This is a genomic window from Nonomuraea sp. SYSU D8015 (genome assembly GCF_008065375.1).
In the GTDB taxonomy this organism is placed as follows: Bacteria; Actinomycetota; Actinomycetes; order Streptosporangiales; family Streptosporangiaceae; genus Nonomuraea.
Window position 1 is genome coordinate 496,123 of sequence record NZ_VJYI01000006.1, and the last position, 25,789, is coordinate 521,911.

The 25,789-nt window shown below is 71.3% G+C and carries 27 protein-coding genes; 16 read left to right on the forward strand and 11 right to left on the reverse strand.

Features of this window, described 5'->3' with window-relative positions:
* Positions 1-20: 20 nt before the first annotated feature.
* On the reverse strand, positions 21-1,076 hold the full coding sequence (locus tag ID574_RS27505) for a LacI family DNA-binding transcriptional regulator (RefSeq protein WP_188191840.1): 1,056 nt from the start codon (positions 1,074-1,076) through the stop codon (positions 21-23).
* 73 nt (positions 1,077-1,149) lie between these two features.
* Here ID574_RS27505 and ID574_RS27510 point away from each other — a divergent pair, with 73 nt between their 5' ends.
* On the forward strand, positions 1,150-1,329 hold the full coding sequence (locus ID574_RS27510; RefSeq protein WP_188191841.1) for a hypothetical protein: 180 nt from the start codon (positions 1,150-1,152) through the stop codon (positions 1,327-1,329).
* Positions 1,330-1,372: 43 nt separating this feature from the next.
* Positions 1,373-1,537 carry a hypothetical protein gene (locus ID574_RS27515; RefSeq protein WP_188191842.1) on the forward strand — a complete coding sequence of 55 codons (165 nt, stop codon included), beginning with the start codon at positions 1,373-1,375 and terminating at the stop codon, positions 1,535-1,537.
* 7 nt (positions 1,538-1,544) lie between these two features.
* On the opposite strand, the gene ID574_RS27520 is transcribed toward ID574_RS27515, so the two are convergent.
* Entirely contained in the window at positions 1,545-2,384 is an 840-nt protein-coding gene (locus ID574_RS27520; protein ID WP_223167107.1) for a D-alanyl-D-alanine carboxypeptidase family protein, read from the reverse strand.
* A 73-nt stretch (positions 2,385-2,457) separates the two neighbouring features.
* Here ID574_RS27520 and ID574_RS27525 point away from each other — a divergent pair, with 73 nt between their 5' ends.
* Positions 2,458-2,655, forward strand: a complete 198-nt coding sequence (locus ID574_RS27525; protein WP_223167108.1) for a YegP family protein — start codon at positions 2,458-2,460, stop codon at positions 2,653-2,655.
* Here the strand turns inward: ID574_RS27525 and ID574_RS27530 are convergent.
* Positions 2,648-3,148: a DedA family protein gene (locus tag ID574_RS27530; protein ID WP_188191844.1), complete on the reverse strand. Its 501-nt coding sequence runs from the start codon at positions 3,146-3,148 to the stop codon at positions 2,648-2,650. The genes ID574_RS27525 and ID574_RS27530 overlap by 8 nt on opposite strands.
* A gap of 163 nt (positions 3,149-3,311) precedes the next feature.
* On the opposite strand from ID574_RS27530, the gene ID574_RS27535 reads away from it, so the two are divergent.
* On the forward strand, positions 3,312-3,818 hold the full coding sequence (locus ID574_RS27535) for a hypothetical protein (RefSeq protein WP_188191845.1): 507 nt from the start codon (positions 3,312-3,314) through the stop codon (positions 3,816-3,818).
* Here the strand turns inward: ID574_RS27535 and ID574_RS27540 are convergent.
* The 3 genes from ID574_RS27540 to ID574_RS27550 form a co-directional block, all read right to left on the reverse strand.
* Positions 3,808-7,179 (reverse strand): ATP-binding protein, encoded by a 3,372-nt coding sequence (locus ID574_RS27540; RefSeq protein ID WP_188191846.1) that lies wholly within the window; start codon positions 7,177-7,179, stop codon positions 3,808-3,810. The genes ID574_RS27535 and ID574_RS27540 overlap by 11 nt on opposite strands.
* A 63-nt stretch (positions 7,180-7,242) precedes the next feature.
* A complete protein-coding gene (locus ID574_RS27545; RefSeq protein ID WP_188191847.1) occupies positions 7,243-8,304 on the reverse strand; it encodes a lysylphosphatidylglycerol synthase domain-containing protein in 1,062 nt (353 codons plus the stop codon).
* A gap of 50 nt (positions 8,305-8,354) precedes the next feature.
* Positions 8,355-9,173, reverse strand: a complete 819-nt coding sequence (locus tag ID574_RS27550; protein ID WP_223167109.1) for a PIG-L deacetylase family protein — start codon at positions 9,171-9,173, stop codon at positions 8,355-8,357.
* 38 nt (positions 9,174-9,211) lie between these two features.
* Between ID574_RS27550 and ID574_RS27555 the strand changes: the two genes are divergently transcribed.
* Complete coding sequence (locus ID574_RS27555) at positions 9,212-10,297, forward strand: glycosyltransferase (RefSeq protein WP_223167110.1); 1,086 nt, start codon at positions 9,212-9,214, stop codon at positions 10,295-10,297.
* Positions 10,298-10,361: 64 nt separating this feature from the next.
* The gene (locus ID574_RS27560; protein WP_188191849.1) at positions 10,362-10,592 is read left to right on the forward strand and encodes a hypothetical protein; all 231 of its coding nucleotides are present in this window, start codon (positions 10,362-10,364) and stop codon (positions 10,590-10,592) included.
* Here the strand turns inward: ID574_RS27560 and ID574_RS27565 are convergent.
* Together ID574_RS27565 and ID574_RS27570 are read right to left on the reverse strand one after the other, a co-directional pair.
* Positions 10,571-12,058: a DUF2079 domain-containing protein gene (locus ID574_RS27565; RefSeq protein ID WP_223167111.1), complete on the reverse strand. Its 1,488-nt coding sequence runs from the start codon at positions 12,056-12,058 to the stop codon at positions 10,571-10,573. The genes ID574_RS27560 and ID574_RS27565 overlap by 22 nt on opposite strands.
* A 95-nt stretch (positions 12,059-12,153) precedes the next feature.
* Entirely contained in the window at positions 12,154-12,528 is a 375-nt protein-coding gene (locus ID574_RS27570; protein ID WP_188191850.1) for a hypothetical protein, read from the reverse strand.
* 227 nt (positions 12,529-12,755) lie between these two features.
* Here ID574_RS27570 and ID574_RS27575 point away from each other — a divergent pair, with 227 nt between their 5' ends.
* A complete protein-coding gene (locus ID574_RS27575; RefSeq protein ID WP_188191851.1) occupies positions 12,756-13,877 on the forward strand; it encodes an FAD-dependent oxidoreductase in 1,122 nt (373 codons plus the stop codon).
* Positions 13,878-13,889: 12 nt separating this feature from the next.
* Here the strand turns inward: ID574_RS27575 and ID574_RS27580 are convergent, their stop codons facing one another.
* Positions 13,890-14,441, reverse strand: coding sequence for a DUF1707 SHOCT-like domain-containing protein (locus tag ID574_RS27580; protein ID WP_223167112.1), 552 nt, complete (start codon positions 14,439-14,441; stop codon positions 13,890-13,892).
* A 182-nt stretch (positions 14,442-14,623) separates the two neighbouring features.
* On the opposite strand from ID574_RS27580, the gene ID574_RS27585 reads away from it, so the two are divergent.
* The gene (locus ID574_RS27585) at positions 14,624-15,544 is read left to right on the forward strand and encodes a sensor histidine kinase (protein WP_188191852.1); all 921 of its coding nucleotides are present in this window, start codon (positions 14,624-14,626) and stop codon (positions 15,542-15,544) included.
* A 42-nt stretch (positions 15,545-15,586) separates the two neighbouring features.
* Here the strand turns inward: ID574_RS27585 and ID574_RS27590 are convergent, their stop codons facing one another.
* The gene (locus tag ID574_RS27590) at positions 15,587-16,561 is read right to left on the reverse strand and encodes an aldo/keto reductase (RefSeq protein ID WP_188191853.1); all 975 of its coding nucleotides are present in this window, start codon (positions 16,559-16,561) and stop codon (positions 15,587-15,589) included.
* Between the two features lie 234 nt (positions 16,562-16,795).
* Here ID574_RS27590 and ID574_RS27595 point away from each other — a divergent pair, with 234 nt between their 5' ends.
* The 8 genes from ID574_RS27595 (at position 16,796) to ID574_RS27630 (ending at position 23,896) form a co-directional block, all read left to right on the forward strand.
* Positions 16,796-17,539 (forward strand): DUF998 domain-containing protein, encoded by a 744-nt coding sequence (locus tag ID574_RS27595; protein ID WP_188191854.1) that lies wholly within the window; start codon positions 16,796-16,798, stop codon positions 17,537-17,539.
* A gap of 28 nt (positions 17,540-17,567) precedes the next feature.
* Positions 17,568-18,023: a universal stress protein gene (locus tag ID574_RS27600; protein WP_188191855.1), complete on the forward strand. Its 456-nt coding sequence runs from the start codon at positions 17,568-17,570 to the stop codon at positions 18,021-18,023.
* Positions 18,024-18,137: 114 nt separating this feature from the next.
* Positions 18,138-19,406 carry an APC family permease gene (locus tag ID574_RS27605; protein ID WP_223167113.1) on the forward strand — a complete coding sequence of 423 codons (1,269 nt, stop codon included), beginning with the start codon at positions 18,138-18,140 and terminating at the stop codon, positions 19,404-19,406.
* A 121-nt stretch (positions 19,407-19,527) separates the two neighbouring features.
* On the forward strand, positions 19,528-20,973 hold the full coding sequence (locus ID574_RS27610) for a methionine--tRNA ligase (protein WP_188191857.1): 1,446 nt from the start codon (positions 19,528-19,530) through the stop codon (positions 20,971-20,973).
* Positions 20,974-21,009: 36 nt separating this feature from the next.
* Complete coding sequence (locus ID574_RS27615) at positions 21,010-21,987, forward strand: phosphotriesterase family protein (RefSeq protein WP_188191858.1); 978 nt, start codon at positions 21,010-21,012, stop codon at positions 21,985-21,987.
* A gap of 41 nt (positions 21,988-22,028) precedes the next feature.
* Entirely contained in the window at positions 22,029-22,415 is a 387-nt protein-coding gene (locus ID574_RS27620; protein WP_169789150.1) for an STAS domain-containing protein, read from the forward strand.
* A 9-nt stretch (positions 22,416-22,424) separates the two neighbouring features.
* Positions 22,425-23,318: a sigma-70 family RNA polymerase sigma factor gene (locus tag ID574_RS27625; RefSeq protein ID WP_188191859.1), complete on the forward strand. Its 894-nt coding sequence runs from the start codon at positions 22,425-22,427 to the stop codon at positions 23,316-23,318.
* 149 nt (positions 23,319-23,467) lie between these two features.
* Positions 23,468-23,896: a hypothetical protein gene (locus ID574_RS27630; protein WP_188191860.1), complete on the forward strand. Its 429-nt coding sequence runs from the start codon at positions 23,468-23,470 to the stop codon at positions 23,894-23,896.
* A gap of 221 nt (positions 23,897-24,117) precedes the next feature.
* On the opposite strand, the gene ilvD is transcribed toward ID574_RS27630, so the two are convergent.
* Complete coding sequence (gene ilvD / locus ID574_RS27635; protein ID WP_223167114.1) at positions 24,118-25,779, reverse strand: dihydroxy-acid dehydratase; 1,662 nt, start codon at positions 25,777-25,779, stop codon at positions 24,118-24,120.
* Between the last annotated feature and the right edge of the window lie 10 nt (positions 25,780-25,789).

Consider the following 25,789-nt stretch of genomic DNA (forward strand, 5'->3'; position numbering starts at 1 on the left):
GGCCCGTCCGCCCTCGCGCGCTAGCCTGCTGGTGGGGGTGGGGCGGTGGAGGAGCGGACGATCAGCTCGTGGGGGAACAGCAGCCGCTCCGGCTCGGCCGCGCCCCCCGACAGCAGCAGCCGCCCCGCCGTCTCCCCGATCTCCTGCTTGGCCTGCCGGATCGTCGTCAGCCCCGCCTCCTCTGCGGCGCTGTCGGAGAACCCCACCACCGACAGCTCGCCCGGCACCTCCAGCCCCAGATCGGCGGCCGCGTCGAGAACGCCCAGCGCGAGCACGTCGGTGTTGGTCAGGATCGCCGTGGGCCGCGGATCGCGCCCGAGCAACGCGTGCCCCGCCTTCCTGCCGGCCTCCCGCGAGTTGCGGGCGACCTCGTAGAACGGTACGTCACCCCAGTCGAGACCGGCCTCCACGCAGGCGTTCTGGTAGCCCTCGCGCCGCCGCCGCATGGCCTCGAACGCCGCGCTCCCCTGCCGCTCCCGATCGGCCCATCCGGTGTAGCCGTCGTCGTGGAGCCCCACCATGGCCACCCCGATCCGCCGGTGCCCGAGCTCCAGCACGTGACGGGCGGCCGCCGCCCCCGCCGCGGGCTCGTCGATGCCGACGAACGGATGGCCGGGCACGTACGGCTCGTCCACGATCACCACCGGCAGCTTCCTGGCCAGCACCTCCGCCAGCGCCGGATGCCCGTCGGGCAGCGACACCACGCAGAACGCGTCGACCACCGCGTCGCGCACGGTCTCGCTGCGCCGGTCGCCGTGCGGCAGCGGCAAGATGAGCAGCCCCACCCCGGCGTCCTCGGCGGCCGTGGCGATCCCCTGGAAGAACCCGATCGCGTAGGGGTCGGCGAACGCGTACGCCAGCGTCTCGCTGAAGATCAGCCCGAGCGCCCCCGCCCGCCCCAGCCGCAGCGACCGGGCCGTCGGGTTGGGCCCCGCGTAGCCGAGCTCGTCGGCCACCTCCAGGATCCGCCGCCGCAGCCCTTCACTCAGCTGGTCGGGGCGGGAGAAGGCGTAGGACACGGTGGCCCGGGACACGCCGAGCCGGTCGGCGATCGTCTGGAGTGTGACCTTGGCCATCGTTCAACCGTATCGAAAGAGCTTGCCAGACGGTTCTTAATCAATTAAGGTCTTAATTGATTAAGGAGGAGATATGGACGCCATGCACGTGCTCGCGCACCAGACCGCGATGGGATACCGGGAGTCGCTGGGCGAGGCGCTGCCGGACGCGCCGCGCAGGCCGCACCGGCCCAGGGCCGGGGTCCGGGTGCGGATGGCTCACTCGCTCAGGTGGACGGCGGACCGCCTGGATCCGGCGTGCCGCACGGCGTGATGCTGCAAAATGTGACGGATCGGACGCTGCCGGGGGAGGTCCCGTGAGCCGGTCAGGCTGCCGCCCCGGCCTCACCGGCACAGTGATCTCGGGACCGCTCGAGGGCGAGCGCGTCCGGGGCGGCATCGTGCCCGCCTCGTGGCTGCTCATATGCGCCGCCCGGGGCATGGGCCACCTGGCCGGCGCGGGACGCATCACATGCGGCTGACCGGGCGTCAGCCGCTCGCGATCTGCTCGCCGGCGTAGTCGAGAAGCTGTTCGGCCGTGGAGAAGCGGCGTTCGTTGGCGTCGCCGAGCAGGACGCCCACCACTTGCCTGCCGCTCCGCTCGCCGGCGAACAGCAGGCAGTACTTGGCCGCGTTCGTGTAGCCGGTCTTCACGCCCAGCACGCCGTCCGTCCGCGACAGCAGCTTGTTCGAGTTCCGCCAGGTGTGCGCCCTGTGCAGGGCGGTCTTGGCGACCTTGTGCTCCTTCGTCCCGACCACGGTCCTGAACGTGCTGCTCGCCAGCGCCCGCTGCGCCAGCTTGGCCTGGTCCACGGCCGTCGAATAGCCGCCGTTGCCCGGGGTGGGCATGCCGTCCGCGTTCGTGTAGCGGGTGTCGGTCAGGCCGAGGGCGCGGGCGGTGCTGTTCATCTTGGCGACGAAGGCCGTCTTGCCGGGGCCGTACTGGCGGGCCAGGGCGTTGGCCGCGTCCGCCCCAGAGGGCAGCATGAGGCCGTAAAGGAGGTCCCTGACCGTGAGGCGCTCGCCCTTCTTCAGCCCGGCCGTGGCGGCGCCGCCATGGGCGGCGTACTTGACGTCCGTCGCGGTGATCGTGATCGTGTCGCTCAGCCGGGCCTCGCGCAGCACGACGTACGCGGTCATGACCTTGACGAGGCTGGCCACCGGCACCCGCCGCGTCTCACTCTTGCCGAAGTGGACCGTTCCCTCCGAGTCGACGACGTACGCGGACGAGGCCTTCACCGTGGGCGGATCGGCCTCGGCGGCTGCCGGCGACGAGATCCCCACAACCACGGCGAGTACGGCAGAACTGATCAATCCCGCAATACGCATGGCAAACATGGTGGCAGGAGATCAAGGGTTTGTTTGCCGAGTAGCGCCATAAAGCCGCATCTGCTGGGGGTAAATGAATGCCATGGCGGGCAGGTTCATCATCAGTGAGGACGGGCAGGGCGGCTTCCGCTTCGCGCTCGTGGCGAACAACGGGCAGACGCTGGCGGTCGGAGAGGGCTATCCGACCAAGATGGCCTGCGTGAACGGCATCGAGACCGTGCGCAGGAACGCTCCGGAGGCCGTCATCGAAGACCGGAGCGATCTCAGCTGACCAGGGCCTTCTCATCCGGCGCGGAGCGGCGCCGCCTCCTGCGTCGCACCGCGAGCCAGGCCCCGCCGCCGACGACCAACACGGCGACGGCCGCCGCCGCGGCGGGCGAGCGCACGGCCAGTTGCAGCCAGCCCCACAGTCCGAACCACCACAAGGGCGCCCAGGTGAGGCAGCCCAGCGCGCTGGCCACCACGTACCAGGGATAGGAGACCCGCAGCGCGCCGGCCACCCACGGCAGCGTGTGCCGGAGCATGGGCACCCAGAAGCACCCGTAGACGGCCAGTGCGCCCCACTTCTCGACGACCCGCTCGACGGCCGCGATCCGCTCGCGGCCCACCTTGACGCCGATGCGCGACTCGTAGAGCTTCTCGCCCAGCTTGCGGCCGACCCAGTAGTAGACCTGGAACGCGCCGAACAGGGCGAGGATCAGGATCGCGCCCACCAGCCAGTAGGGCAGGCCGAGCCAGAACGGCCTCGTGGGGTCATCGATCATCGAGCCCGCCCTCCGGAAGTCATTAGGTCAGCCTTACCTTATTTAAGGTGCAAGCAATTGTCACGCCCGCTTGCAAGCGCCTCGTCAAAGGGTGCAACCCACCGACAACCGACACTCAACCACCCCGCTCCACTCTAAGGGTGAGCAAAAAGGGGTGTTGACGATGTCGACGACGAGAAGCGCAGCGGTCCTGGCCAGTGGCACCGCGAACGCGGCCAAGCTCTTCGTGGCCGCACTCGCGTTCACCAGCGCGTACGTCGGCTTCTCCGCCTACAGTAACGCCAGCTCCGCCACCGAGCCCACGCGGACCGTCACCCTGTCGGCCCAGGAGGTGCCCATCACCGAGGAGATGGCCGCCCCCGCCGAGGCCGGCAGGATCGCCGTGAGCGCCCTGGCCGGGTCGGGGTGCGCCACGTCGTACGTCGCCCGGACCGTGGTGGTCAACACCGACCCCGCCCAGGGTGTGCACTACAGCTGGCGGCTGGCCCGCTGGAGCCCTGCCGACAATTCCTGGCGCACGTATCTGGTGAAGCACGAGGGCTTCGCCGGCGCCACCAGGACCGTCGAGTGGCGGCCGGTGATCTCGCGCAACCCCGGGTGGTACCGCGTCGAGCTGGCCGTCGGCGGCACCGGGACGGTCAAGAGCGACCGGCTCCAGGTCAGCTGCTGACCGACCGCTGCGCCGCCTCCACCCAGCGCGGCACGCCCACCCGCTCGGCCACCTCCAGAGCCTTGTTGTAGTGGTCGCGCGCGGCGTCCGGCTGCCCCAGGCGGATGGCGAGGTCACCGAGTGTCAGCGCCACCGGCCACAGCGCCACCACGCCGGTGCCGGCGCCCGCCACCCGGTCGGCGAACGGCTTGAGCTTGTCGTAGCAGTCGACCATCCGCTCCCGGTCGTCCAGCAGCATGCCGGCCAGCGCCCGCCAGGTCATCGCCAGCTCGTACAGGAAGTCGGGGCGCACCGGCGGACGCGTGGCGGCCACGGCCTTGGCGTCGTTGATGTGCCCGGCCGAGGCCAGGGCCAGCGCGTAGGCGTCGAGCGTCCACTTGGCGCCCTGCTGGTGCTTCGCGGCCAGCAGGTCGACCGTCTCCGCCGCCCGGCCGTCGACCAGGTGCAGGCAGAACGTCGTGATCAGCGGGAGGTCCTGGCGGCCCTCCAGCATGCCCGCCCGCTCGGTCATCCTGGCCGCCTCCCGGTAGGCCCGCTCGGCGCCCGCGTAGTCACCGGCGATCATGAGCCGCATGCCGCCGTACCAGACCACGACCGCGGCCGGGGCCGACAGGTCGTACTGCTTGGCCAGCTGGTCGGCAGCCGCCGCGTGCTCGTCGGCCACCGCGAAGTCGCCCCTGGCCGCCGCGCACTCCAGCAGCACCAGGTGCGCCAGCGCCTGCGTGGCCATCTGCCCCGAGCGCTGGGCCACCTCCAGCAGCTCCCTGCCGATGCTCTCGCGCGTGTCCACGGCCGGGATGTCGTACGACTGCCGCAGCCGCCCGCTCAGCGCCGCGGCGATCAGCGCCGGGTCGCCGCTCTGCCGAGCCAGCTCCAGCGCCTCCAGGGACGCCTGCCGCCCGCGCTCGGGCGAGGAGGAGCCCTCCAGCTCCAGGGCGAGCGTCGTCAGCAGGCTGGCCCGCAGGCGCTGCTCGCCCGCGGGCAGCTCCATGAGCGCCTTCTCGGTGACGTCGACGATCTCCCACGCGGTGCGGGTGAAGTCGCGGGCCATGCCCTTGTGCGGCACGGCCAGCGAGGCCGCCACCTTCGCGGTGATCTCCAGGTCGCCCAGGGGCAGCGCGGCGTCCATGGCCTGACGCCGCAGCAGCCTGGCTGCGTGCATGTCGCCGCACAACGCCAGCGCCCTGATCTGGCGCAGCATGAGCCGCAGCCGCTCCTTGGCACGCTCGGGCTGCTCGCCCTGCTCGTCGCTGCGGGAGCGGTCGAAGGCCGCGATGGCCTGCTCCCACAGCGTGGCCGCCTCGCGGTGGGCGAAGCGCCGCTCGGCCTGCTCGGCGGCCAGGCCCGCGTAGTGGACGGCCTTCTCGGCCGTGTCGGCGAGGAAGTAGTGGTGCGCCAGGGCCGCCACGTCAGACGGCGTGTGCTGCTCGATGACCCTCGCCACTTCCAGGTGCAGCCTGGTGCGGCGCAGCCGGGAGGCGTCGGAGTAGATCGTGTCGCGCACCAGGTCGTGGTCGAACCTGAGCAGCCCGGGACCGGGCTCGGTCACCAGCCCGGCCAGCAGCGCCGCCTCGACGGCCTCGATCACCGCGTCCTCGTTGTTCTTCGTCGCCGCGATCAGCACGTCGAGGTCGACGTCGCGGCCGATCACGGCGGCCTGCAGCAGGATCTGCTGCGCGCCCGATGGCAGCCGCGAGATGCGCCGCCGCAGCACGTCGCGGACGCCGGACGGCACCTGGGAGAGCACCTCGGTGGCGCTGGCCCGGTCGGCCGCGCCCTCGGAGTCGAGCAGGCGCACGGTCTCGCGGACGAAGAACGGGTTGCCGCCGGTGCGCTCGACGATCGACTCGACCGCGTCCTCGTCGATCTCGCGTACGCACGTCGCCCTGACCAGCTCGGCCACGGCCTTCGGGTCGAGCCCCGACAGGCCCACGCGGACCGGGCCCAGCCGGGCCAGCGCGGCCAGCACGTCGGACTGGCGGTCGTCGAGCTCGCTCTCCCTGCACGTCACCACGAGCAGCACCCGGCTGGTCGCCAGCAGGCTCGGCAGCGCACGGAGTAAGGCGAGCGTCTGGTCGTCGGCCCAGTGAAGGTCTTCCAGCGTCAGCAGCACCGGCGCCCGCCGTGCGACCCCGGCCAGGTAGCCGCCGACCGCGCGGTGCAGCCGGAACCCGCCGGAGACCTCGTCCTCGTCGGGGTCGGGCGCGGCGTCGTCGAGCAGCGGTGCGAGTAACTGGGCGTATTCGCCCGCACCGGTCATGCCGACGAGCGTGCGCAGGATCTCCACCCACGCCCACCCCGGCGGGGTGGCGCTGGAGTCGGGGCAGGCGCCGGAGGCGGTGATCCAGCCGTCGCCGGCCAGCTGGCCCTCCAGTCGGCGCAGCAGCGTGGTCTTGCCCGCGCCCGCGACCCCGGTCACGATCGCGACCTGGAACCTGCCCGTGCGCGAGGCCGCCGTGGTCAGCCTGGCCAGCTCGGCGTCGCGGCCGACGAACGGCTCGGGCTCCAGCGGCGGCGGCTCGACGGCCGCGGTCGGCCTGGGCGGCCAGGTGTCGGTGGCCGGCGCCGGCCGGGCGGGCCGCGCCGGGACGGCGAGGTCGAGCTCGGGGGACTGGGCCAGGATGTCGGACTCCAGCTTGCGCAGCGCCGGGCCCGGGTCGATGCCGAGCTCGTCGGCCAGGATGTTCCTGGCCCTGCGCAGCGCGCCCAGCGCGTCGCCCTGCCGGCCGCAGCGGTAGAGCCCCAGCGCCAGCAGCCGCCAGCCCTCCTCGCGGAGGGGGTGCTCGGTGGTGTGCGCCTCGAGGTCGGGCACGGTCTCGGCGTGCAGCCCCAGCCGCAGCCTGGTGTCGGCGTGCCGCTCGCGCGCCACCAGGCGCAGCTCGGTCAGCCGGTTGACCTCGGCCTCGGCCCACTGCTGGTCGGCGAAGTCGGAGTAGGGGGTGCCGCGCCAGAGGTCGAGCGCCTTCTCCAGGCGGCTGCGGGCCGACTGCGGGTCGCCCTCCTCCAGGTGCTCGCCGGCCGCGCGGACGAGCTGCTCGAACCTGAGCGCGTCGACCTGGTCGGAGGCCACCCGCAGCGCGTAGCCGGAGGCGACCGTCACCAGCAGGCGGTTGGGGCCGCCGCGCGGGCGGCCGGGCTCCAGCACCCTGCGCAGGCGGGAGATGTAGACCTGCAGACCCGACTGCGCGCCCTTGGCCGCGTCGTCGGTCCACAAATCGTAAAGAAGTGTGTCAACCGGCACGACCTGACCCCTGGCCACGAGGAGTCGGGCGAGGACGGCCCGCTGCCGCAACCCGCCGAGGTCGAGTTCGTCGTCTTGTTCGTACGCCTCGACTGGCCCCAGAACTCGGAACGCCACCATGTCAGCCGCCACGCTATGCGCGCCTACGAATGACGCACAAGGTCTTTGAGGGGTTTGGGATTGTCACTGGGGGGCCTTCGAGATCGCGGACGGGGACTGCGCGTCGGTGTTCCGGCCGTTGCGCCTGCGCAGCAGCGCCCAAGCGCCCAGAGCCAGGCCACCGAACGGGATCTCGATAGTGTAAGTCCAGAAGCCGAAAAGCAGTGCGGTGGCTATGGCCGGAGCCTCCGGAACGGCGAACGCGGTGATGAGCAGAGCCGCCACGCCGCTCTCCATGATCCCCGCCCCGCTGGGCGTGATCACGGCGCTCGTGAGCACCCGCGACAGGGCGAAGACGGCGATCGACTGGGCCAGGCCCGGCCAGGCGCCGGTGGCGTGCATGCAGGCCGCCATGATCGCCCACTGGAAGCCCAGGAAGAAGATCATGCCGAGCGACAGCCCGGGCCATCGGGTCCTCACGACCCCCGCGGTGTCGGTGCGCAGTCGCTGGAACGCCTGCGAGGCGCCGATCCTCAGGCGCAGCAGCCGGGTGATGCCGTCGAGGACGCGGCCGAGCACGGTGGCGGCGCGGTCCCAGTAGAGCGCGACGGCCACGATCGCGCAGAGCACCAGGATCGAGATCGCGCCCGTCCAGCCCGCCTTGGCGACCGTCCCGTTGGGCGCCACGCCGGCCGACAGCAGCGCGATGATCCCGATGGCCGGCAGGACGAACCTGAACAACGTGTTCCAGATGCCGCTGACCAGCGTCATGACCACGATCGCCCGGTTGCCGAAGCCCCAGCCCCTGGCCATCGCGAACGACAGCGCCACCCCCACCGCCCCGCCGAACGGCAGCAGGTTGCTCACCGCGCTGCCCGCCGCGTTGAGCGTCAGGCCCTGCAGGTTGTTGAGCCCGGGCAGCGAGTTGGTCAGCACGAACGTGTAGGCCAGCAGACTCATCAGCCACAGCGCGGTCATCAGGGCGACCTCGCCGAACCGCAGCGTGCCGAACACCGCGCCGATCTCGGCCCAGGAGACGGGCTTGCCGGTGAGGGTCCGCACGATCTGCGGCAGGTAGACCACGAGCAGCACGGCCAGCCCGAGCGACAGCACGGACAGGGCGATCTGCAGCCACTTGTTCTTCATCGGTGTCCAGTCTGCCGGGTCGCGCCCGGTGGCCACTTCGTCCGGAGGTATTACTTGGGCCACTGCTCGAAAGGATGACGGAGCCGTGTCCCCGGGGGAAGGTCGCGGCGGACGTACCACTCGGTGCCGAAGACGAAGCGGTAGAGCGGGCGGGGGACCTTCAGCATGACGGCGAGCGTGCGGTCGCTGTCGCCGCCGCTCGCCTGTGAGGTGTGCGCGGCCATGGAGGCCCGCTTCTGTTTCGCATATTTACGGACATTGACCCGGTGGGTAATGGTCTCGCTCGACGAGTACGCGCTCTCGAACGTCCGCACGTCGAACTCCGGCGGGAACCGGTAGAACCGGCCCGCCAGCTTCAGCAGCCGCACCAGGGGGTCGCGGTTGACCGTGGCCTCCAGCACGATCTCGGTGCCGGCGATCTGCGCGGCCCGCTTGCCCACCCGGTGCACCTGCACGTGGTCGGGATGCCCGTAGCCGCCCGCCGGATCGTAGATCGCCAGCAGGTCGGCCCCCTCCTCCTGCAGGATCGCGGCCAGCGCCTTGGCCGCCTCTTCGGAGTCGGCGTCGATGAAGGCGTTGTCGGGCCGCTCCTCGGCTATGCCGCCCTTCGGGCTCAGCCCCGAGTCGCCGTAGCCGAGGCACTCGACGCGGGCGCAGCCCAGCACGGCGGCCGACTCGTAGAGCTCCTTCATCCTGGTCTCGCCCAGCGTCTCCCCCGGCTCGATCTCGGCCAGGCCGCGCTCGCCCGCGGTGGCCACCACGAGCACCACGCGGTGCCCCTCGGCCGCGAGCATCGCCATGGTGCCCGCCGTCAGCAGGGCCTCGTCGTCGGGGTGGGCATGGAAGAACACAGCGGTACGTGGAGGCACACGCCCAGATTAGTCTGGGAGGGGTGCGGATCTTTCACGTGAGTGACTGTTACCTGCCGCGACTCGGGGGGATCGAGGTCCAGGTGGCCGATCTCGTACGCATGCAGCGCGAGGCCGGCCACGAGGTGTCGGTGGCCACGGCGACCAGGGGCGAGGCGCTGCCCGGCGTGCGCAGGATCGTCGCCAGGATGCCGTTCGACCTGCCGGTGCACCCGTTCGGCGTGGGGCATCTCACTCGGTGGATCACCTCGTCGCGTCCCGACGTGGTGCACGTCCACACGGGCGCGGTCTCGCCGTTCGCCTGGATGGGCGTGCGGGCGGCGGTGCGGGCCGGGGCGCCGTGCGTGGTGACCGTGCACAGCATGTGGGATCCGCTCACGCGGGGTGTCTACCGGCTGCTGCGGCTGGTGTACGGCTGGCAGCGCTGGGGGCTGGTGGCGACCACGGTGAGCAACGCCGCCGCGGCGCCGATCCGCGGGGTCGCCGGGCCGGGCGTGCCGGTGCGCGTGGTGTCCAACGGCCTCGACCTGTCCGGCTGGGCGCCGCCCCCAGGCGCGCCGGACCGGCGTGACGAGGTCCACATCGTGGCGGTGGGCCGGCTGGCGCCGCGCAAGCACCCCGTGCGGCTGCTGAGGCTCCTCCAGGCGGCCCGGGCCCACGTGCCCGCCCGGATCGCCATGCGGGCCACGATCGTCGGCGACGGGCCCGCTCGCGGGCAGATGGAGCGTTTCGTGGCCAGGCACGGCATGGGCGACTGGGTGTCGCTGCCGGGCCGCTACACCAGGGAGCAGATCGCCAAGGTCCTGGAGTCCGCCGACGTCTTCGTGGCGCCGGCCCCGCGGGAGTCGTTCGGGATCGCGGCGCTGGAGGCGCGGGCGGCGGGGGTGCCGGTGGTGGCCAGGGCGCAGAGCGGCGTCGCCGACTTCGTCGAGCACGGCACCGAGGGGCTGCTCGGCCGCACCCTCGGCGACCTCGCCCGGGCGGTGGCCCGGCTGTGCTCGGACTCCGGGCTGCGCGAGTCCATCGCCGCGCACAACCGCGCCACGCCGCCCGCGGCGGGCTCCTGGCCGACCGTGCTGGAGGGCTTCCAGCGCGCCTACGAGCAGGCGCGAGCGTCTCGCTAGGTCAGCTCAAGGCCGTGTACGGGCTGACGCCGACGTCCGCCGACGCCCACCGGCTGACCGAGCGATGAGCGGCGCGCACTACACGCCCACCGGGCGGCTGCCCGTCGCACTGCCCCCGGAGGAGGCGTTCACGCTGTTCACGCCGCGCGGCGAGGAGCGGTGGGTGGCCGCGTGGCGGCCCCGCTTTCCGGTGGAGACCGCCACCTCGGTCCCGCCCGCCGGACGCGGCCACCCGGTCGTAGACGGGCGCGCCGCCCGGGCTCTCGGGTCCGATCAGCGGCGCAGGACCACGTAGCCGTCGCGCTCGTAGACCTTCACGTACCCCTGTCCCTGGAGCTCGTTGACCTTGGCGAGCTGGTCGTTCGGCGAGCCGAAGGGGAACTCCCAGCGGGCCGTGTCGGCCACCACCCACGGCGCGCCGCGCGGGGTGGGAGACCACAGCAGGACGGTGGTGCGCGAGGTCAGCGCGGGTCCGATCGAGTTGGCGGCCTCCACGACGACACCGGAGGGGATCTTGCTCACCGCCTCCGCGGCCGCGGCCGCCTTGGGCTCCTTGTAGAAGGACGGATGGTAGAGCTGGTCGAACGCGTACTTGGGGACCAGCGTGAGCGCGACCGCGCAGACCGCCGCCGACCAGGCCAGCTTCAGGGCGGTGTCGTCGGATCGCTTCAGCCACCGCAGCAGCCTGGCCAGCCCGTCCACGCCCGCGCAGAAGAGGATCACCACTGTGAACGCGCTGTGCCACATGCTGTCCTGCCACCAGAAGAGGCGGTCGGACAGCATGCGTTCCAGCACGTGCGGCAGCGCCGCCAGCGACAGCGGCGAGAGCAGGCACAGCAGCAGTGTCGGCCACACCAGCAGGAACAGCGTGTCGACCTTGGTCTCCTCGCTGAACGGCAGCAGCAGGGCGGTCAGGGGATCGCGCATGATCCCCAGAAGCGCGCCGGTGATGTCGTCCCCGAGATGCCCGTACGCCCAGAAGTCCTTGGCGTCGCCGCCGAACACGGAGAGCACGAGGCCGCGGGTGAGCAGCACCGCTCCGAGGCCGAGCGTCGCGCACAACACGCCCCGCCACCGCTCGCCCATGACGAACAGGCACAGCCCGAACCCCGCCACCATGAGGCCCATGTCCTCCTTGACCAGGAGGAGATCGATCATCGCGAGGCACGTCGGCAGCATGCGCCCGGCGTGGTAGCGCTCGATCATGATCGCGGTGAGCAGGGGGACGAACATGACCTCGTGCACGTCCAGCGAGACCGTCTGCGCCACCGGCCACGACAGCGCGTACGCGACGGAGACCAGGTACGCGGGCCAGACCCCCAGCACCCGCCTGGTGTAGCGCCACAGGAACGGGATCGCGGCGGCCATCAGCACCGCCTGCGCCACGATCAGCGTCCCTGGCCCGTCGTGGATCCAGTAGAGCGGCGCCAGCACGGCGTAGATGGGGGAGAAGTGGTCGGCGAGCTGGAGGTAGTCCATGCCCCGGTCGCGGAACATGCCGAGCACGGGGACGTACGGCGGCTGGAAGGCGGCGTAGTTGCGCACCGTCTGGTCCGCGAGCACCAGGTCCAATGAGGTGGCCCGGTAGTTGATCAGCTTCACCAGCCCGAGAACGGCGTAGGCCACCGCGGCGAGCAGCGTGATAACGCTTACTCGCAGGCGGTGGCCGGTGAGCCTGAGCCTCGATGAGGCGGCGAGCCCGATTCTCCGTAAGGCGGCGGCGCCGGCCCCCGTCGGCGCTGCGAGTGTGTCACCCGTCACGGGCGACAAGACTAGAACGAATCCGCCCTAATGTGACGCGGCCGCCGTGCCGACCTGCCCCCCACAGGCGGCACGGCGACCGCGCGACTCATGGGTCAGGAGCAGGCAGCGGTGATCTTGCTGGCGAAGCTGTTCATCTTGCCGGTGAACTCCGTGACGCCCGCGAGGTCGCCCTTCTCCATGGTCTCGAAGCTGGCGGCGAGCTCGTTCAGCGCGGCGGCGACGTCGCCGTCGTACTTGCCGGCGAGCTCCTTCGTCTTCTCCGCCGCCGTCGTCGAGGCGTCCCCGACGGCCTTGGTGTCGGTGGCGTTCTTGGTGACCGCCGAACTCCAGTCCGTCATGATCTTGGTGGCTTCGTTGGCGGCGGTGTTGCAGTCAACGGCCTGACCCAGGGCACCACAGGCGGTGGTGAAGACGGCAAGAGTGAACGTCGCGGCCGCGATGGCCAGGCGACGACGAGGGGGAGTCATTTTCCGTGCCCTTCGTTGGTTTAGCGAACGAAGGGAACATTATGGGCCAGGACTTGACCATCACTTGCACCCCACTAACACCATCGGTATCAAGCCGGTGTAAAGCCGTGCAAGGGCACCAGCAAATCCCGCGATGGTATGGAGGAACATGTCGCGTTCGGCGGGGTAGCAGCGGTTTACGCACCGGCGGCCTCGGCGACGTCGTCCACGGTGAGTTGGGGAACGCTATGAAAGCAATAGTCGTGGGGGCTGGGGTCGCGGGTCTCGCGCTCGCGCGTGGCCTGATCGACGCCGGTCACGAGGCCGAGGTGTACGAGGAGGCCCCCGAGCTCCGCACCGCCGGCGGCTCCGTCACGCTCTGGCCGGGCAGCACGGCGATCCTCGACGAGCTCAAGGCGGACCGCGGGCGGGTCGGCCGGCGTCTGGAGACCATGGAGTCCTGGACGAGCGACGGCCGCAGGCTCGTCACCGTCGATCTCACGGCCGCCGAGCGCAGGTACGGCCACCCCACCGTGCACGTGGCCCGCAGCGAGCTGGTCGAGCTGCTCGCCGAGGGGGTGCCGGTGACCTACGGCGCGCCCGTCGAGCACGCGGCGCCCGAACGGGCCGAGGCGCGCCTGGCCGACGGCCGCACCGTGCGCGGCGACGTGCTGGTGGGCGCCGACGGGCGCCGCTCCGTGGTGCGCCGGGCGCTGTGGGGCGGCGACCCCGCCGAGCTGAGCGGCTGGGTCACCTGGCAGGGTTTCACGACCGTGCCCACGTCGCTGACCGGGCAGCGCAGGGCTGTGATGATCCCCGGCACGAAGGGCCTGTGCGGGCTGATCCCGGCGGGGGCCGGCCGGCTGCTGTGGTGGTTCGACGTCAGGTCCGCGCCGGGAAAACCCTTCTGGGCCGGCGACGCCGACGTGGTGGAGCGGCTGCGCGAGCGGTTCGGCGGCTGGGCGGAGCCGGTCCCCACGGTGCTGGAGACGATGGGGGACATCGATTTCTTCCCGCACCACCGTCAGTCGATCCCCAGGGTGTGGGGCAAGGGGCCGACCACGCTGGCCGGCGACTCCGCGCACACCATGCCGCCCACCATGGCCCAGGGCGCCAACCAGGCGCTCGAGGACGCCTGGCTGCTGGCGCGCTCGATCGGCGACCTGCGTTCGACGGCCGACGTGGGCGGCTCCCTGCGCGCCTACGAGCGCGCCCGCTCCAAGGTCGTGCGGCGGCCCGCCAGGATCGCCGCCACCGAGGTGACCAACATGCATCGCCCGGCGGTGCGGCTGGTGCCCGACCGCCTCGCGACCAGGCTCAACACGGCATGGCTGCGCCGGGCCAGCACCTACCTCTTGACGGCCTCGTGAGGGGCTGCCCCGTCAGTGGGTGAACCAGCGCTTGCGCGGATAGCGCACGGTGAGCCCGCCGTACTTCGACCTGCCGCTGACCACCACGCACAGCGCGCCGGGGCGGGGCCTGCTCGGCACGGAGACCTTCGGCTCGTTGTGGTCGCCCCGCCAGGCGTCCACGTTCGCCACCGCGCCCTCCGGCAGGATTATCTTGGCGGAGCCGTACGCGAGGTCGAGCTCGACGTCCACGACGGAATGGGGGACGACCGCCTCGGAGAAGTCGAGCTCGACGCCGCCGTATTTGGACGAGATCCGCAGCCGCCTGGGGACCGCCCAGTCGCCCGAGCGCTTGATGTGGTTGTTCTTCGACTCCAGCTCGACCACGTCGTCGGCTGGCGTGTGCTCGGCCGGGAGATCGGCGATCAGGCCCAGCAGGTCGCCGTAGGTCTTGGCGGTCAGGGCCAGCTCCAGCCGGTCCTCCAGCTCTGGCTGCGTCAGCCGGCCCTCGGTGAACGCTTGCCGCAGCTGGAGCGTCGTCCGCTCACGATCCTCGTCGGAGACCCGCATCTGCATTTCCGACATGTCATGAGCATAGACTTCGATGCGCTCAGAACGGCAGCCTGCGGCCGGAAGGGGTGCGCAGATCGAGGGGTTGCAGCCGACGTGGGTAGCGGGGGCGGCGGATGACCTGGACTCTCTTCACACTGGTGTAGGTACCCAACGGACTGCCATGAAGTCATCATCATTGGGTAGCGTGAGATCCGATGCTGGCCGAACCGTTCTCGCACCCGGCGCTCATCTACCGGAGCGACCAGGAATACGTGGCTGCGACCACGGCATTCGTGCGGGAAGGCCTGACCGCCGGAGAGCCGGTCGCCATCGCGGTCCCCGGTCCCAATCTCGCCCTGATCGAGTCCGCGCTGGGCGCGGACGCCCGGCGCGTGCGGATGCTCGACATGACCGTGGCCGGGCGCAACCCGGGGCGGATCATCCCCGCCGTGCTGCGTGACTTCGCCGACCGCCACTCCGACGGCCGTGTGCGGATCATCGGCGAGCCGATCTGGCCGGGGCGCACGGAGACGGAATATCCCGCCTGCGCCCAGCACGAGGCGTTGATCAACCTGTCGTTCGCCGGCCGGCACGTCACGATCCTGTGCCCGTACGACGCCGTGGGCCTGGACCCAGAGATCATCCGCGAGGCCGCGCGCACCCATCCCGTGCTGCGCGACGTGTCGGGGGAGTGGCACAGCGACGACTACGCGCCCGATCTCGTGGTCGGGTGGCACAACCGGCCGCTGCAGGAGCCCGAGCACTTCGAGTCGCTGCGGTTCGACAGCACCAACCTGTGGGCGGCGCGGGGCCTGGCCGCGCGGCAGGCCGCCGCGCTGGGCTTCACCGGCGACCGGCTCGACGACATCCGGCTGGCCGTGGCCGAGCTGGGCGCCAACAGCCTCGACCACGGCGGCGGCGCCGGCACGATCCGGGTGTGGACGGAGGGCGGCCGGCTGGTGTGCGAGGTCAGCGACAGCGGCCACATCACCGATCCGCTGGTGGGGCGCAGGCCCGTCGATCCGCGCGACCCGGGCTCGCGGGGCCTGCTCATCGTCAACCTGCTCAGCGATCTCGTACGCGTCCACACCAGGGCCGGCGCCACCACCATCCGCGCATACTTCGACCTGCCCTAGCCCGCGTTTCCGCGCCTCCCGGGGAAGAGGGCGGAAGCGGGCCTAACGCTCGATCTCCGACATGTTCGGGTACCGCGTGCCGCGCACCGCGTCCGCGGGCACGGCCGCCGCGAGCGCGTCGAGCTGCTCGGCCGTGAGCGTGATGTCCGCGGCGGCCGCGTTCTCCTCCAGATACTTCAGCCGCTTCGTGCCCGGGATCGGCACGATGTCGTCACCCTGGGCGAGCAGCCAGGCCAGCGAGAGCTGTGCCGCGGTGATCCCGGCAGCCTCGGCGATCCGCTTCACCTCGGCCACGAGCCTGGCGTTGTGCTCGGCGTTCTCGCCCAGGTTGCGCGGCATGTAGCGGCGGAAGTCGTCCGCGGGCAGCTCCTCCGAGCGCGGCAGCGCGCCGGTCAGCAGGCCGCGGCTGATCGGCGAGTACGCCACCAGCGCCGTGCCCACCTCCCTGGCCGCCGGCAGGATCTCAGCCTCCAGACCCCTGGTGAACAGGGAGTACTCGCTCTGCAACGCGGCGATCGGGTGGACGGAGGCCGCCTTGCGCAATGTCTCGGCGCTCACCTCCGACAGGCCCAGATAGCGCACCTTGCCCTGCTCGACCAGCTCGGCCATGGCCCCGACCGACTCCTCGATCGGCACCTCCGGGTTGCGGCGGTGCATGTAGTAGAGGTCGATGTGGTCCACGCCGAGGCGCCGGAGTGAGGCGTCGCACGCGGCCCTGATGTACTCCGGGCTGTTCTCGATCGAGCGGGTGTCGCCCTCGCGCTTGATCCCGAACTTGGTGGCCAGCACGACCTCGTCCCTGCGGCCTTTGACCGCGCGGCCGACGAGCTCCTCGTTGGCGCCCCGGCCGTACATGTCGGCCGTGTCCAGGAAATCGATCCCCAGGTCGAGCGCCCGGTGGATGACGGCGATCGACTCCGCCTCGTCCGTCTGCCCGTAGAACTCGGACATGCCCATGCAGCCGAGACCGAGCGCGGAGACCTGAGGGCCGCCGGTTCCGAGAACGCGCTTGTTCATGCCTGCTCCCATCGTCATGTCCTCAGGTTCGCCCTTAGAGCGCGCTCTAAGTCAAATCGGGGGGGCGGCCCCCTGCACCACCCTGAGGGGGCAGGCCCTACCCAGGGTCACTTCCGCACAGCTCAGCCCGGGTCCCCCGAGAGGGCCCCGACTTAAGTACTAGGGGGCACTTCAGGGCCGTTTCGGGCCGATCTCCGATACTCCGGAATGCCGCGCTCCACGAGCTTTGAGGGCATGAAGGGATTGCTTGTCAGTGGATTCGCGGCCGTCGGCATCGGCACCGGCGCCATGGTCACCCTGCACGCGGAGGCCGGCCTCGACCCGTTGCACAGCGTCATCAGCGAGTACGCCTTCCACGAGTCCGGCTGGCTCCTGCCCGCCTCTCTCACGTTGTTCGCCGTGGGATCGGCGCTGATCGCCGAGGCGATGCGCCGGGCGGGCGTGAACCGCTGGGTCGTGGGGCTGCTGCTGGCGTGGGGCGCGAGCATGTTCCTGATCGGCGCCTTCCCCACCGACCGGCCGGGCGTGCCGCTGTCGCTGTCGGGCGGCATCCACCGGTACGCGGCCTTCGCCGCCTTCCTCGTCATGCCCGTAGCCGGGCTGCTGCTGGCCAAGGCCAGGATCCGGTACGCCAGGGCGATGCGGATCCTGTGCGGGCTCGCGCTCGGCGCGCTGGTGCTGGTCGTGATCCCGTACGTGGTGCGGATGTTCGGCATCCCGCTCACCAACGACGACATCCCGGCCGGGCTGACCCAGCGGGCCGTGGTCGTCACCGAGCTCGGGGTGCTGGCGGTGGCCGGCCTGTCGATGCTGCGCTCATGGCCCCACTCCGTGAGGCAGGCTCGGTCGCCCCATGCCGCCGCCTTCCCCCGCTCTGGTCGCTCCGCTCCCGCCGCTCCTCCAGTCGCCGGCACTCCCTCGCCGGGGCAGTCCGCCAGGCGCTCGCTGGTGGCGCGGCCGGTCGTCCGGCAGGCGTGAAACAGTTCGCCCTGGATAGAGGGGTGAAATGACGATCCTGATTGCGTACGACGGGTCCGACGACGCCAAGGCGGCGATCACCTTCGCGGGGGAGATCATGAAAGGGGAGTCGGCCGTCGTGCTGACGGTGTGGGAGCGGCTGGCGATGACCTCGGCCAGGGCGTCGGCCGGGCTCATGACCGGCATCGGGGACGTGGCGGGGGACGAGGCGCTGGGAGAGGCGATGCGCGAGCTGGCCCGGCACGGCGCCGACCTGGCCAGACAGGCCGGGCTGAACGCCACCCCGCGCTGCGACGTGGACGCGGTGGCCGTGTGGGCGACGATCGTGGACGTGGCGGACGAGATCGACGCCAAGCTCATCGTGACCGGCACCCGTGGGATGGGCGCGGTGCGTTCGCTGCTGCTCGGCAGCACGTCGGACCGGGTGCTGCACCACGCGGGCCGCCCGGTACTGGTGGTGCCCGCCCCCGAGAGCGGCACCTGATCGTTCCGGATTCCGCCTCGCCGCGTTCGCCCCGCCGTAACCGGGGCCGCGTTCGACCTGTCGGCGGCATGCGGCAGAGTGGGTGGCCGCTGGATCGGCAGAGGAGGCGGAGACGTGGCCGAGGAACTGGCGCGGCGGCTGGGCACCACCGACGCGGTGGTCGTGGGGCTCAGCGCGATGATCGGCGCGGGTGTGTTCGCCTCCTTCGCGCCCGCCGCCGCGGCCGCGGGTGAGTGGCTGCTCGTCTCCCTCGCGCTCGCCGCCGTCGTGGCCTACTGCAACGCCACCAGCTCCGCCCGCCTGGCCGCCCTCTACCCCGAGTCCGGCGGCACCTACGTCTACGGCAGGCGGCGGCTCGGCCCGCTCTGGGGCTACCTCGCAGGCTGGGGCTTCACGGTCGGCAAGACCGCCTCCTGCGCGGCGATGGCGCTCACGTTCGGCTCCTACGTCGCCCCCGGCCTGGCCAGGCCGCTGGCGATCGGCGCGGTCGTGGCGCTGACCGTGCTCAACCTGTACGGCGTGCAGCGCTCGGCCGGCGCGGCCAAGGTGATGGCGGCCTTCGTGCTGGCCGTGCTGGCGGCCGTGATCGTCGTGGGGCTGTTCGGCGACTCGACTGTCACGTTCGGCTGGTTCGCCCACACACCCCTGGACGACGCGCCGTTCTCCCCCACCGGCGGCCCCGACGCGTGGGGGGTGCTGCAGGGCGGCGGGCTGCTGTTCTTCGCGTTCGCCGGATACGCCAGGATCGCCACGCTCGGCGAGGAGGTCCGCGACCCGTCCAGGACCATCCCCAAGGCCATCGGCATCGCCCTGGGCATCACGTTCGTCGTCTACACGCTGGTCGCGATCGGCGCGTTGCGCGTGCTCAAGCCCATGTTGCTGGCCACGTCGCAGGCCCCGCTGACGGACCTCGTCAGGGAGGGCGGGGCCGGGTGGCTCGCGCCGGTCGTGGGCGCGGGCGCGACGGTGGCCGCGCTCGGTGCGCTGCTGGCGCTGCTGCTGGGCGTCTCCCGCACGGTGCTCGCCATGGCCCGCGAGCGGGACCTGCCCGGCGTGCTGGCCGCCGTCGACCCGGCTCGGCAGGTGCCGCGGCGGGCCGAGCTGGCGGTCGGGGTCGCGGTGATCGTGCTGCTGCTGGTGGCCGACCTGCGGGGCGCGATCGGGTTCTCGTCGTTCGGCGTGCTGGTCTACTACGCGATCGCCAACGCCAGCGCCTTCACCCTCACCCGGGACGAGGGGGCGCCGCCGAAGGCCGTGCCCGTGGTCGGCCTGGCGCTGTGCCTGCTGCTGGCGGCCACGCTCCCGGCCGTCTCCGTGCTGGGCGGGCTGGCGGTGTTCGCCGTGGGGCTGATCATCTGGCTCGTGCGGCACCGCCGCCGCTAGCATGGGAGCATGACGATCTCGCCGGTGATGATGAGCCCCTAGGGGCTTTCATCGGCGACGTCGTGTTGAGGCCCTGCGACCCGGGGCCTCTCGTCGTGTCGGGGCCCCTTGGAGGCATCCGATGTACATCACGACGACCATCCCGTACGTCAACGCCCGCCCGCACCTCGGCTTCGCCCTGGAGCTCGTCCAGGCCGACGTGCTGGCCAGGCACCATCGGCGGCGGGGCGAGCCCGTGCGGTTCCAGACCGGGACCGATGACAACTCCCTGAAGAACGTGCTGGCCGCGGAGGCGGCGGGCGTGCCGGTGCGGGAGCTGGTGGACAGGAACGCGGCCGCGTTCGAGGGGCTCCGCGGCCCGCTGGACCTGTCGTTCGACTCCTTCATCAGGACGAGCACCCATCCGGGGCATCGCGCCGGGGTCGAGCGCATCTGGCGGGCCGTCGCGCACGACCTCTACCCACGGCACTACGAGGGGCTCTACTGCGTGGGCTGCGAGCAGTTCTACACCGAGGGGCCCTGCCCCGAAGGGCACCGGCAGCCGCTGCAGACCGTCTCGGAGGAGAACTGGTTCTTCCGGCTCTCCCGCTACCAGGACGCCCTGAGCGAGCTGATCCGCGGCGGGCGGCTCAAAATCGAGCCGGTCACACGGCGGAACGAGGTGCTCGCGTTCGTCGAGTCCGGGCTGGCGGACATCAGCGTCTCGCGGTCGGCCGCCCGCGCCCGCGGCTGGGGGATCCCCGTGCCCGGCGACCCCGGCCAGGTCGTCTACGTGTGGTGGGACGCGCTGGCCAACTACGTCACCGCACTGGAGGGCGACGACTACGAGCGCTGGTGGGTGGCCGAGCGGCGTAAGGTCCACCTGATGGGCAAGGGAGTGATCAGGTTCCACGCGGTGTACTGGCCCGCGATGCTGCTGTCCGCCGGCCTGCCGCTGCCCACGCAGATCTTCGTGCACGACTACCTCACGGTGGCCGGGCAGAAGATCAGCAAGTCGTCGGGCGACGCGGTCGATCCGGTGGCCCTCGTGGAGGCGTACGGGACCGACGCCGTGCGGTGGTGGCTGCTGCGCGAGGTGCCGCGCGTGGGCGACGCCGACTTCACCGCCGAACGCCTGGTCGCCAGGGCCGACGAGGACCTGGCCAACGGCCTGGGCAACCTGGTCAACCGGGTGGTCACCATGGTCAGCCGCTTCCTGGACGGCCACGTGCCCGCCCCCGGCGAGGACCTGGCCGACGTGTCCGGCACAGTGTCCGGCACGGTGTCCGACACGGTGCATGAGGCGCTGGAGGGTTACGACTTCCGGCGGGCGGCCGCGGCGGTGTGGAGGATCGTCGAGGAGGCCAACCGGTACGTCGAGCGCACCCAGCCGTGGCGGCAGGACGGGACGGCCCGTGAGGCGTCGCTGGGCACGCTCGTGCACGCGTGCCGGGCGCTGGCCGTACAGCTCGAGCCGTTCCTGCCCACGGCGGCGGCGCGGGTGGCGGCGGCGGTCGGCGGAGAGCGGCTGGAACGAGCCGCGCCGCTCTACCCCAGGCTGGTTGACGCCGGTCGTGCCGGCGTCTAGGTTGGCGCAAACCGACCAGCCGGTACGGAGGCGGCCATGCCCACCGTCAACACCGTCCGCGGCCCCGTGGACGTCGACGATCTCGGCCAGACCCTGATGCACGAGCACATCTTCGTCCTGTCCCCCGAGCACCTGGACAACTACGGCAGGGGCGTCTGGTGGGACGAGGAGTTCCGGGTCGCGGACGCGATCGCCAAGCTCAACGCGCTGGCCGCGAAGGGGGTGCGGACGCTCGTCGACCCGACGGTGTGGGGCCTCGGCAGGTACATCCCACGCATCCAGCGCATCGCGGCGCAGGTGCCGGGGCTGCACATCGTCGTCGCGACCGGCCTCTACGCCTTCGAGGAGCTGCCGCACCAGTACGAGCACCGCGGCCCCGGCCTGCTCCTGGACATGCCGGACCCGATGATCGACGACTTCGTCCGCGACCTCACCGACGGCATCGCCGACACCGGAGTCAAGGCGGCGTTCCTGAAGTGCGTGGTCGAGCAGAAGGGGCTGACGCCCGGCGTCGAGCGCATCTGCCGGGCCGTCGCCCAGGCGCACGTGCGCACGGGCGCCCCGATCGCCGTGCACACGAACTCCTTCACCCAGAGCGGGCTGCTCGCGCTCGACCTGTTCGCGAAGGAGGGGGCCGACCTCACCAAAGTGGTGGTCGGGCACGCGGGCGACACCAACGACCTCGACTACCTCATGCGGCTGGCCGACACCGGCGCGACGCTCGGGATGGACCGGTTCGGCCTGGACATCTACAACCCGACCGCGCAGCGCGTGGCCACGATCGCGGCGCTGTGCGAGCGCGGATACGCCGACCGCATGGTGCTCAGCCACGACACCGCCTGCTTCATGGACTACTTCGGCACCGCCTGGGACGAGGCCCGCCGCACGCTGGCGCCGAACTGGCGCTACGATCACATTCACGACGACGTCTTGGCCGCACTGCTGGACTCTGGTGTGACCGACGACCAGATTGAGCAGATGCTGGTGTTCAACCCGAAGCGCTACTTCTCGTAAAGTGGGTGGATCGGGCGAGTAACGTTGGTAGGTGGAGCTGGGTGACTTCGGAGCAGGCCTTGTCGATAAGCCTCGGACTCCAGGGACCCTGCGTCATAGCGAGGCTGACAGGAGACTTCGACTTCGGCTCCGCCGCCGAGGTCCGCGACCGTGTCACCAAGGCCCTCGATCTCACCCAGCCCCCGCTGCTCGTCATCGACATGCAGGCGGTCAGCGTGTGCGACTCCTCCGGGCTGTCCGTGCTGGTCTACCTGCACAAGGCCGTCACCGCCTCGGGCGGCCGGCTGTTGCTGTCCGGGCTCAACGGCAGGTGCAAGCACCTGTTCGCGATCACCGCCCTGGACAAGTTCTTCGACATCCGCAGCACGGCCGAGCTGGCCATCGCAGAACTCAACGAAGCCGGGAATTCGCCGCCGTTTACCGGGTAGTGCCCCGTCATGTCGGCCGAAGAGCCCGACCTGCTCGGCTTATATCTGGAGCAGATCGGAAAGACCCCCCTGCTCTCCGCCGCTGACGAGGTCGACCTCGCCAGGCGGATCGAGGCAGGCCTGTACGCGGGCCATCTGATCGCGCGCGGTGAGGGCACGCCAGAGCTCGACCTCGTCGCACTCGACGGGCGCCGCGCCAAGGACCTGTTGATCAGGTCCAACCTGCGTCTGGTGGTGGCGGTCGCCAGGCGCTACTCCTTCCGCGGCCTGCCGCTGCTCGACATCATCCAGGAGGGCAATCTCGGGCTGATCAGGGCTGTGGAGAAGTTCGACTACCGGCGGGGCTACAAGTTCTCGACGTACGGGATGTGGTGGATCCGCCAGGCCATCGAGCGCGGCATCCACGACAAGAGCCGCACCGTGCGGCTGCCGATCCACGTGGCCGAGGAACTGTCGCGGCTGATCAGAGTTGAGCGGCAGCTGGCCACGGAGCTGGGCAGGGAGCCGACCGACGCCGAGCTCGGCGAGGCCGCCGAGCGCTCGCCGCGGCAGGTGGCCGCGTTACGGGTGCTCAGCCAGGACATGGTCAGCCTGGACGTGCCGGTCGGCGAGCACGGCGAGGGCCGCATCGGCGACCTGCTCGCCGACGAGGACGGGGCGCAGGTGCAGGAGCTGACCGAGCGCCGCGCCCTCAGCGACGAGCTCCACCAGGTGGTCACGGCGCTGCCGCCGCGCGAGGCGTTCATCATCAGGCTCCGGTACGGGCTCAGCGGCCAGGAGGTCCAGTCGTACAGCGAGATCGGCGAGCAGCTGGGCCTGACCAGGGAACGCATCCGCCAGCTGGAGAAGCAGGCGCTGAAACGGCTCAGGCAGGGAGGGCCGCTGCTGGCGTGGGCCTCGTAGCTCAACCCCGATAAGACCGACGTAAGCGGATAACCGTTTCGTATCGGATCAGTGCGGCGAAATGAAGACTTGTCCGCATTCCTGATAGTAGTCAGACCGGCACGAGTCGCTGCCAAGGGGGAGCGACCGACTCTGCACAGGGGGCAGAATTGATCAAGAAGCTTGCCGGTACGGTGTTAGTCGCGGCTGCCGCGACCACGCTCATGGCCGCGCCCGCCGCCGCGTCGTCGACCTCATCGGCGTCAGCGGAATCCGCCACCACCGCTGCCCGGCAGCTGATCCGGTCGAAGGTCTCCTTCGGCAGGTGTGAGGACACCTGCACGATCCGGGTCCGCGTCAAGAACATCTCGGGCAAGCGGCTCTTCAACGTCCGCCTGAACGCCCGGCTCAGCGTCAACGGCAGGAAAGTCGGGACGTGCACCGAATATGTCGGCACGATCCGGCCCTACGGGACCCGCTACACGAGCTGCACGGTGCGCACCAGCTCGCTGAGCCGCGCCTACAACAACTACCTCGACGGCCTGACCGGCTTCAGGTACTACGCCAGGACGAACGTGTCCTACAGGTACTACCGCTGAGTGAAGGCGGGGCCGGGCCCTCCGGCTCGGCCCCCACGGCTCACGCGGTGACGAGGAGCGCTACCCCGATGAGCACGACGACCGGGACGATCCACATCACGGCCTCGACAGCGAACTCCTTGTACATCGCGTAAGTCTCCTTTGGAACGCCCGTTCAGGGCACCGCCGAAACGTCACTGCGCAGCATAGCCGCCCGCGACCACTGCTCGATTCCATGGGGATCACACAGTGATCGCTCCGTCGGAGGCGGAGCCGACCGTGGCGACGTACTTGGCCAGCACACCCCGCTCGACCGGCCGCTCGGGCAGCCGCCAGGCGGCGCGTCGCTCCGCCAGCTCCGCCTCGGGCACCAGCAGGTCGAGCGTTCCGGCCGCACTGTCGATCACCACCGGGTCGCCGTCCCGGACCAGCGCGATCGGCCCGCCGCGGTACGCCTCCGGCGTCACGTGACCGATGACCAGTCCGTGCGAGACGCCGCTGAACCGGCCGTCGGTGACCAGCGCCACGGAGGAGCCGAGGCCCCGGCCGACGAGCGGGCCGGTGATCGAGAGCATCTCGCGCATGCCGGGACCGCCCGCCGGGCCCTCGTACCGGACGACGATCACGTCCCCGGCCAGGATCCGGCCCTCCTGGATGGCGGTGTAGCACTCGTCCTCCGAGTCGAACACCCTGGCCGGGCCCTCGAACCGGAAGTCGTCCTTGCCGCCCAGCTTGAGCACGCAACCGCCGGGCGCGAGCGAGCCGCGCAGGATGGCCAGGGCGCCACGCGGCTTGAACGGCCGCTTCACGCTCGCCACGACCTCCTGCCCCGGCGCCTCGCGGGCGTCCGCGGCGACGTCGGCGAGCGTGCGGCCGTCCACCAGCGTGACGTTCTCACGCAGCAGCCCGGCCTCCAGCAGCCGCCGCACCACCAGCGAGGTCCCTCCGGCCCGCCACAGGTCGGCGGCCGTGTGGTCGCCGCCGCTCGGCTTGAGCCCCGTGATGATCGGGACCTCGCGGCACACCGCGCCGATCTCGTCGATCTCCAGCGGCAGCCCGGCCTCGCGCGCTATGGCGAGCAGGTGCAGCACGGCGTTGGTGGAGCCGCCCATGGCCGCGACCGAGACGATCGCGTTGTGCAGGGCGTCCGCGGTCAGCACCCGCGAGGGGCGGGCGTCGCGGGCCAGGGCCGCCATGGCGATCTCGCCGACCCGCCGGGCGGCGGCGTTCTTCTCCTCGGCCACCGCCGGGATGTCGCCGACCCCGAACGGCGCCAGGCCCAGGAAGTCGGCGACGCTGCCCATGGTGTTGGCGGTGTATTGAGCGGCGCAGGTGCCGGCGCCGGGGCAGGCGTGCCTGGCCAGGTCGTCCAGCTCGGACTGGTCCAGGCGGCCGACCGCCCGCTCGCCGAGCGCCTCCCACATGTCCTGGATCGTCACGTCCCGCCCGCGCCATCGGCCCGGCATCATGCTGCCGCTGTAGAGGACCACGGACGGCACGTCCAGCCGGGCCAGCGCCATGATCGCCGCGGGCACCGTCTTGTCGCAGCCGACGATCGCCACCAGCGCGTCGAAGCCGTGCGCGCGGCCCATCAGCTCGATCGAGTCGGCGATGACCTCGCGGCTGATCAGCGAGGCACGCATGCCCGGCGTGTGCATGGTGAGGTTGTCGGAGACCGCGATCGTGTTGAACTCCATCGGCATGCCGCCTGCCGCCCGCACCCCCTCGGCCACGTGAGCGGCCAGCTCGCGGTGGGTGAGGTTGCACGGCATCGTGCCGGTCCAGGTGGAGGCGATGCCGACCACGGGGCGGCGCATCTCCTCCTCCGACATCCCCATGGCGTAGAGGTGTGAGCGGGCGGGCGCGCGGTCCGGATCGTCGGCGATGTGCATTCTGGTGGTCACATATCCATGA

Coding starts and splice junctions, on each gene's coding strand:
- ID574_RS27540 (WP_188191846.1), bottom strand. CDS start 7,179: ATGGTGGCGTTCCGAGTTCTGGGGCCAGTCGAGGCGTACGAACAAGAC.
- ID574_RS27570 (WP_188191850.1), bottom strand. CDS start 12,528: ATGACTCCCCCTCGTCGTCGCCTGGCCATCGCGGCCGCGACGTTCACT.
- ID574_RS27615 (WP_188191858.1), top strand. CDS start 21,010: ATGCCCACCGTCAACACCGTCCGCGGCCCCGTGGACGTCGACGATCTC.
- ID574_RS27600 (WP_188191855.1), top strand. CDS start 17,568: ATGACGATCCTGATTGCGTACGACGGGTCCGACGACGCCAAGGCGGCG.
- ID574_RS27505 (WP_188191840.1), bottom strand. CDS start 1,076: ATGGCCAAGGTCACACTCCAGACGATCGCCGACCGGCTCGGCGTGTCC.
- ID574_RS27510 (WP_188191841.1), top strand. CDS start 1,150: ATGGACGCCATGCACGTGCTCGCGCACCAGACCGCGATGGGATACCGG.
- ID574_RS27545 (WP_188191847.1), bottom strand. CDS start 8,304: ATGAAGAACAAGTGGCTGCAGATCGCCCTGTCCGTGCTGTCGCTCGGG.
- ID574_RS27595 (WP_188191854.1), top strand. CDS start 16,796: ATGAAGGGATTGCTTGTCAGTGGATTCGCGGCCGTCGGCATCGGCACC.
- ID574_RS27580 (WP_223167112.1), bottom strand. CDS start 14,441: ATGTCGGAAATGCAGATGCGGGTCTCCGACGAGGATCGTGAGCGGACG.
- ID574_RS27560 (WP_188191849.1), top strand. CDS start 10,362: ATGAGCGGCGCGCACTACACGCCCACCGGGCGGCTGCCCGTCGCACTG.
- ID574_RS27625 (WP_188191859.1), top strand. CDS start 22,425: ATGTCGGCCGAAGAGCCCGACCTGCTCGGCTTATATCTGGAGCAGATC.
- ID574_RS27525 (WP_223167108.1), top strand. CDS start 2,458: ATGAATGCCATGGCGGGCAGGTTCATCATCAGTGAGGACGGGCAGGGC.
- ID574_RS27590 (WP_188191853.1), bottom strand. CDS start 16,561: ATGAACAAGCGCGTTCTCGGAACCGGCGGCCCTCAGGTCTCCGCGCTC.
- ID574_RS27535 (WP_188191845.1), top strand. CDS start 3,312: ATGTCGACGACGAGAAGCGCAGCGGTCCTGGCCAGTGGCACCGCGAAC.
- ID574_RS27520 (WP_223167107.1), bottom strand. CDS start 2,384: ATGCGTATTGCGGGATTGATCAGTTCTGCCGTACTCGCCGTGGTTGTG.
- ID574_RS27610 (WP_188191857.1), top strand. CDS start 19,528: ATGTACATCACGACGACCATCCCGTACGTCAACGCCCGCCCGCACCTC.
- ID574_RS27575 (WP_188191851.1), top strand. CDS start 12,756: ATGAAAGCAATAGTCGTGGGGGCTGGGGTCGCGGGTCTCGCGCTCGCG.
- ID574_RS27530 (WP_188191844.1), bottom strand. CDS start 3,148: ATGATCGATGACCCCACGAGGCCGTTCTGGCTCGGCCTGCCCTACTGG.
- ID574_RS27585 (WP_188191852.1), top strand. CDS start 14,624: ATGCTGGCCGAACCGTTCTCGCACCCGGCGCTCATCTACCGGAGCGAC.